The 6,227-nt window shown below is 67.3% G+C and carries 8 protein-coding genes; 2 read left to right on the top strand and 6 right to left on the bottom strand.

Annotated features, from left to right (window positions below; all coding sequences use genetic code 11):
- Positions 1-111: 111 nt before the first annotated feature.
- From C5708_RS05045 to C5708_RS05035, 3 genes are all read right to left on the bottom strand, one after another.
- Entirely contained in the window at positions 112-663 is a 552-nt protein-coding gene (locus tag C5708_RS05045) for a GNAT family N-acetyltransferase (RefSeq protein WP_242918510.1), read from the bottom strand.
- Positions 664-732: 69 nt separating this feature from the next.
- A complete protein-coding gene (locus C5708_RS05040) occupies positions 733-1,533 on the bottom strand; it encodes an AraC family transcriptional regulator (RefSeq protein ID WP_242918508.1) in 801 nt (266 codons plus the stop codon).
- Positions 1,534-1,623: 90 nt separating this feature from the next.
- Positions 1,624-2,421: an alpha/beta fold hydrolase gene (locus tag C5708_RS05035; RefSeq protein ID WP_242918506.1), complete on the bottom strand. Its 798-nt coding sequence runs from the start codon at positions 2,419-2,421 to the stop codon at positions 1,624-1,626.
- Between the two features lie 77 nt (positions 2,422-2,498).
- Here C5708_RS05035 and C5708_RS05030 point away from each other — a divergent pair, with 77 nt between their 5' ends.
- Complete coding sequence (locus C5708_RS05030; protein ID WP_242918504.1) at positions 2,499-3,446, top strand: LysR family transcriptional regulator; 948 nt, start codon at positions 2,499-2,501, stop codon at positions 3,444-3,446.
- Between the two features lie 231 nt (positions 3,447-3,677).
- The gene (locus C5708_RS05025) at positions 3,678-4,172 is read left to right on the top strand and encodes a hypothetical protein (RefSeq protein ID WP_242918502.1); all 495 of its coding nucleotides are present in this window, start codon (positions 3,678-3,680) and stop codon (positions 4,170-4,172) included.
- Here C5708_RS05025 and C5708_RS05020 read toward each other — a convergent pair.
- From C5708_RS05020 to C5708_RS05010, 3 genes are all read right to left on the bottom strand, one after another.
- Positions 4,158-5,162: a helix-turn-helix domain-containing protein gene (locus tag C5708_RS05020; RefSeq protein ID WP_242918500.1), complete on the bottom strand. Its 1,005-nt coding sequence runs from the start codon at positions 5,160-5,162 to the stop codon at positions 4,158-4,160. The two genes, C5708_RS05025 and C5708_RS05020, sit on opposite strands and share 15 nt — an antisense overlap.
- Positions 5,163-5,375: 213 nt before the next feature.
- Entirely contained in the window at positions 5,376-5,822 is a 447-nt protein-coding gene (locus C5708_RS05015) for a DUF4442 domain-containing protein (RefSeq protein ID WP_242918498.1), read from the bottom strand.
- Between the two features lie 2 nt (positions 5,823-5,824).
- Positions 5,825-6,202, bottom strand: a complete 378-nt coding sequence (locus C5708_RS05010) for a nuclear transport factor 2 family protein (RefSeq protein WP_242918496.1) — start codon at positions 6,200-6,202, stop codon at positions 5,825-5,827.
- Positions 6,203-6,227: the final 25 nt, after the last annotated feature.

The following is a 6,227-nucleotide window of genomic DNA, read 5'->3' as shown; positions in this document are numbered from 1 at the left end:
TTTTCCACGCCGATTCACACTTCACCCGCCCCAATCCCCGTCCTCACAGCTCAGACTGGGACAAGTCAGCGTTAGACCGCCGGCACGCCCTCCAGGACCCCATGGCGAGCCTCAGGCTGAGACAACGTCGGCCGCCGTCTCCGGCCGACCCGAGCCTTCGATGGGCGGCAGGTCCCGTGTCAGCACGACCGAAGTCTCGATCTGGCGCTCGGACACCGTCCAGTAGCGCCGCAGCAGCGCCTGCGCCTCCGCGGGCGAAGCCAGCGCGAAACCGTGCTTGCGGTAGAAGCCGATCGCCCAGGCCGCCGCCGCCCAGGTTCCCACCAAGATCGGTTCCTCGCTCTTGGCGACCAAGTGGCGGATCAGCGCTCCGCCCACGCCGCGTCCCTGAGCCGGGGTCGATACATAGGCATGGCGGATCAAGTGAACGTCGTCGACTCGCTGCAGGCCCATGACGCCAATAAGCGCGCCGCGCTCATCTTCGCACGCCCAGAACCGCACGCCCGCGTCGACCTCATGCTCCAGCTCATGGTCGGGCATGTACGGCTCGCCCAGACAGTCGTCCGGAACCGCGCCGCGATATCGGCGCGCCGCGTCGTTGATGATGTCCAGCATCGCGGGAAAATCTTCGTCGCGGCAGATGCGGATCGACAGGTCGCTCATGGGTGTTCCTCGGGTTGCGGCCAATGACATGCCGCCTCGCCCCAGGCGCGGATTGAACGATGTTGCGCCTCAGGCCGCGCGGGCCAGGGCCCCGGGCGTGTAGCCATAGCGACGGACGAAGAGCCGATGCATATGACTCTGGTCGGCGAACCCCGCCTCCAGCGCCGCGCTGGCCAGGGGCTCGCCCGAGACGATCAATCGGCGGGCGTTCAGCAGGCGGCGCTCGACGACATAGGCATAGGGCGTCACGCCGAAGACCTTGGCGAAGGCCCTCACGGTCTCGAAGCGCGAGAGGCCCGCCTCGGTCGCCAGCTCAGCCAGGCTGATCGGCTGGGCGGGATCGGCGTCGATCAGGGCCTTAGAGCGGCTTATTCTGGAAGCGGTCGCGCGGGCCGAAACACTCCGGGCCACGCCAAGGCGCGCCAGAAGGCCTGGAATCAGTTCCTCAATGGCCAGCGGATCCTCTCCATCGGCGATCGTGCGGGCCAAGAGGCGTCTCACGCTGCGCACGCTCCCCGGATCTGCGCAAACGGGGCGAAGGAATTCGAACGACGCGGCGGCCGGGCTGATCTCACTCCAGGCTCGCGCCAGAAGGTCCGTGTCGAGATAGACCATGGACCAACGCCTGAGCGTCTCGCCTAGGGGTCTTCCGTCGTGCACCTCGCCGGGGTTGACGGTGATGACCTGCCCGGCGCTGGCCTCCACCTCGCCGCGACCGCTCGCCGACAGGTGCGCGCCCGCTTCCATCAAGCCCAGGCCATGCTCTGCGTGATAGTGGCGCGCCAGGGTGCGAGCCGTCGACAGACGCACCAGCAACACACCCTGTCTGGGCCTGGACAGCAAAACCGCCGCGCCGCGGGTCTCGGTCATGGGATAGGAGGCTCGATGAAGATCCCTGATGCGTCCAACATAGGCGCTGGGACGCAGATCGCGAGGCCTACGGCGCGGCGCGCCCCCTTCTCAGGGCTGCGTCAGGAAGCCTGTCACCGCCGCCAGGAAGGCGTCCTGTTGTTCGACATTCAGAATGTGGACGCCGGGCATCAGCAAAAGCTCCGAACCAGGAATGGCCTCGGCGATCTCGCGGCTGTGGCTGGCCAGGGTGACGGTGTCGTCCTCGCCGCCGATCACCAAGGTCGGGACGTTGATCACGGGCAGCGAACGGCGGAAGTCGAGATCGCGGACCGCCGCGAAGCTGCCCGCCAGACCCGTCCGAGACGTCGCCAGCACCATCTCGCGGAAGGAGACGACGGTTTCGCCGCCCCCGGCGACCATCGCGGCCGGGAACCAGTTGCCGATGAACATGTCGGCGAACGCCTCCATGTTCGGGCTCGTCAGGGCCTGGGTGATCATTCGGTCGAAATAGTCGGCCGGCCCCAGGTGGGCGGCCGTGTTCGACAGCACCAGCCGCCTCAGGCGCTCGGGCGCGCGGATCCCCAGCCATTGGCCCACCATCCCGCCCAGCGACAGACCGCAGAAGTCGACGGCCCCTATGCCCAAACCGTCCAAGAGTTCCAGGACGTCGCGGCCCAGTCGATCCGCCGAATAGGCGCCGACGGGCGCATCCGAGCCGCCGTGGCCGCGCGTATCATAGCGCAGGACCCGGAACGAGCGGCTAAGGGCCTCGATCTGGCCGTCCCACATCCGGTGGTCGGTGGCGATGGAATTGGAAAGCACCAGGACCGGCAGATGCTCCGCGCCATCCACGCGGTAGGCGATCTTGACGCCGTCTCCGGTGATGAAGTGTTGGATCGACGTCATCTTGCATCCTCGCTTGAGCGGGCGACCTCGCCCGACACCCCTTGTCCTAAAGGGCGCGACACCGCATAAAAATTACTATGATCGAGCAATCTCTGTCGAAAATTCCGACAATCAGCGATCTCAAGCTGCACGACCTGCAATGCTTCGACGCGGTGGCCACAGCCGGCAGCTTCCAGGCCGCCGGCTTGGCGTTGAACCGGACACACCCCTCCGTATTCGCCGCGGTCGCCCGGCTAGAGGCGCGGCTTGGCCTAGCGCTGCTGGATCGCGGCGGATATCGCGTGAGCCTTACCGAGGCGGGCCGCCTGTTCCACGCTCGCGTCCGACTGACCCTGCGGGAGGTTGACAACCTCGCGACCTATGCGCGGCAACTGGCCAACGGCGAGGAAACCGTCCTGCGCGTGGTGCTCGGCGATCTCTGTCCACGGCCGCGGATGCTGGCCCTGTTGGGCGCCTTCTTCGCGGAGCGCCGAGCCACGCGGCTGCACCTGGACTACGACGCGATTGGCGGCCCGGTCGAGCGGCTGCTGGAGGGCGAGGCCGACCTGATCTTCCATCGCACCTCAGCGTCGGATCCTCGGCTGGAGGTCTTGCCCCTGGACGAGATCACCCTCGTGCCTGTCGCCGCGCCCGGCTTCCTGCCCTTCACGGTGTCACCGGAACTGACGCCCGATCAGCTGCGTGGTTTCACCCAATGCGTGATCCGCGATACGGCCCGGCGAACTCCGCCCGAGGAGTTCTTCCTCGTCGAGGGGGCGCAGCAATGCTCGGTCCCCGACCATGGCATGAAAAAGGAGCTGATCCTCCACGCCATGGCTTGGGGCCACCTGCCGCTCTTCCTGATCGAGGACGAACTCCGCAGCGGGGCGCTGATGGCTCTGACCGGCCCGCACATGCCGGGTCGTCGGGAGCTCCTGTCGGCCGCGCGTCGCCGCGACAGGCCCCACGGCCCCGTCGCCAACGCCCTCTGGGCCTGGCTGCGAGACGGCCCGGCGGACCCGATCGTCTCAACGCGTCCCCGCTGACCGCCCGTCGCCGCCAAGCCTGCCGTCATCGTTCCGCGATCACATCGTTGGGCGTGCGGGGCTACGAAGAGGTCCTGGCGCCTCGGATTCCAGGCACGACGCGGTCGCCTGGGCCGATTTGTCGGGACTGGCGAGGTATTTGTCGGTTTTGCCCAGTCTCCTCCGCACCTTTTGCGGCTCCCATGGAGAGGTTGAAGGCCATCCGGCCGAGCCTCTTTCGGGGAGAAGCACGTGAAGCCAGCCGCCCAATCGATCGAGGCCCGCCTGAAAGCCGCGCTGACCGCCGGCGTCGTGGCGGGCCTGGTCGACATCGTCGCCGCATCGATGATCAACCACGCTCCGCCCGCGCGAATCCTGCAGTCGATCGCCAGCGGCGTGCTGGGCATGGCGGCCTATTCGGGGGGCGGCGGCGCCATCGCGCTGGGTCTATTGCTGCAGATCCTCATGTCGATCGTGATCGCAAGCGTCTACGCCCTGCCGACCCGGCGTTTGCCATGGCTGGTGTCACGGCCCCTGGCGGCGGGTCTGGCGTTCGGCGTCGGGGTGTTCGTGGTGATGAACCTGGTTGTCGTGCCCCTGTCGGCGTTCGCCCCCAAGCCCAAGCATGTCACGCTGGCCTTCTTGAGCCTGAACCTTGCCGCCATGCTGGTGTTTGGCGTGCTGGTGGCCACTCTGGCGCGCTGGAGCTTGCGGCGAGCTGGCGACGCCGACCTAGTCGGCGGTTGATCCTGCCCCCAGGCGCCATGCCCGGCCTGGCGCGAAATCGCGCCGATAGGCCGCTGGCGTGATCGAGACTTGGCGCACGAACAGGCGATGGAAGCTGGGAGCATCGCCATAGCCGACCCGTGCGGCGATTTCCGCCACACTGAGGCTGGTCGTCTCCAAGAGGCGCTTGGCCTGTTCCAGCCGAATGGCCTGGAGCATTTCCAGCGGGCTCTTGTCGGTGTCCTGTTTGACCCGACGCAGGAAGGTGCGGGTGGAGAAACCAAACGCGGCCGCGGCGGCTTCGAGGCTATAGCGCTCGGCGACATGCTCGCTGAGCCAACGTTCGACATCGCGCGCAAATCCGCGAGGTCGACCGCGCGCGGCCCGCAAGTCGGCATAGGGCGCCTGGCTGGCGCGCGTCTTACCGATCAAGCTGAACCGGGCCACGGCGCGGGCGATCGACGGGCCGGCCTGCTCGGCGACGATCCATAGCGCCAAGTCCGCATAAGCGGTGAAGGCGCCGGAGGTGGTGATCTGTTCATCGCTTACGAGCATGGCTTCGGGCTCGAGGCGCGTATTGGGATAGCGGCGCATGAAGGTCTCCGCCATGGCCCAGGCGGTCGTGGCCCGCCGCCCGGCCAGGACGCCCGCCTCGGCCAGAAGAAAGGCCCCGCCGCAGATCGATGCGACCCGCCGTCTGCCCGCCAGGCGCCGGATCAGGGCAAGCTCCGGATCCAGCCGTGAGACGATCCGGTCGATATCGCCCGCGCGGGAGAAATCGAAGGCTGGCACGACCAGAAGATCAGGATCCTGCGCCAGGCTAGGCTGCAGGGTCGCCCCGCCCGCCAGAGTGACATGCGCGCGACCCGCGCTGATGATCGAACAGCTGAAGGGCGCCGGCTCGGCTGGCCGCCGCAGCGACCAGATCCGATTGGCGACCAGCATGATGTCGGCGAAGCCGAAGACCTCGGCCCCCATGCATCCGTCATAGGCCAGGATGGAGATGCGCAAAGAAGGCGGTCTTCCTTTAAGGGGCGGGCGCTGATCCCGACGCCTCGCAGGATCACCGGTCGCGCCGGAGCGCCTGTCAAGACCCGAGACGCGGCCGGCTGATGCGCTGGGTCATAAGGTCCGCCTCAGGGTTGCGATGGCCCATGTCGCAAGAAATCTCGACATTGCGTTACTGGATCGCGCTTGCAGTCGCCAAGGTCGACATGCGGCTCTTCAGTTCTGGGCGCGATCGGCGGTCCGCGCCTGAGCGTTCCAGGTGACGACCATGGTCGCGACAGTCTGTTCCGCCCCATCCCGCAGCGTCACGTCCAGGTCGAACTGAACCCGCCCGTCGCGGGCGAGCGCGGTTCGAATGTCCACCGCCGGCATGCGAAATACGGCCTCGGCTTCAAGGTCGCCGTGGGCGATTCTTTCATAGGCGATCGACGCCGAGCGCGTCACCACGCGGCTCCCGCCCAGCAGGTCGCCCAAATGCCCGACCAGCGCGGCGCCGCTAGCGGTCTCCCCGAGGGTGAAGAGGGCGCCGGCATGGATCGAGCCCAGGTGATTTCGCAGGTGCTCGGCGTCCGCCAGATGCGCGCTCGCGCCCCCGGTCGTCGCACGCGAGGCGATGTGGAGGTGGCCCACGAACGGAACGAACTGACCAAGGTCGATGTCCATCCTTACGCCTCCAGGCCGCGCGGGCGCATTTGCGCCGGGTCATAATAGAAGCGTTCGGCCACGATCTTTTCGCCAGACCAGGTCTGCAGGGCCATCTCCTCGAGGGTCATGACGATCCCGGCGCCCATATCGAATTCGAAGACCCAGTTGATGGCCACCTGGTCGTGGGCCGCCAGCACGGCCTCGGCGCGACCCCGCACAGCCTTGAACCTGGCCAGCACGCCTCGCTCGTGGGCGATGAGCGTCTCCAGGCCCACGCGGGGCGGCTCCAGATTTTCGCGCACCGTGGCGGAGGGCGCGTAGAAGCACTCGTAGGCTTCGACAAACTGGCCGGCGTGAACCAGGTCGACGAAGGCGGCGAGGACCGATGGGCTAGGCAATGTTCATCTCCGATGGGCGTGGCCG

The organism is Caulobacter sp. CCUG 60055, assembly GCF_022750545.1.
In the GTDB taxonomy this organism is placed as follows: Bacteria; Pseudomonadota; Alphaproteobacteria; order Caulobacterales; family Caulobacteraceae; genus PUIC01.
This window is presented reverse-complemented; position numbering and strand designations above follow the sequence as displayed.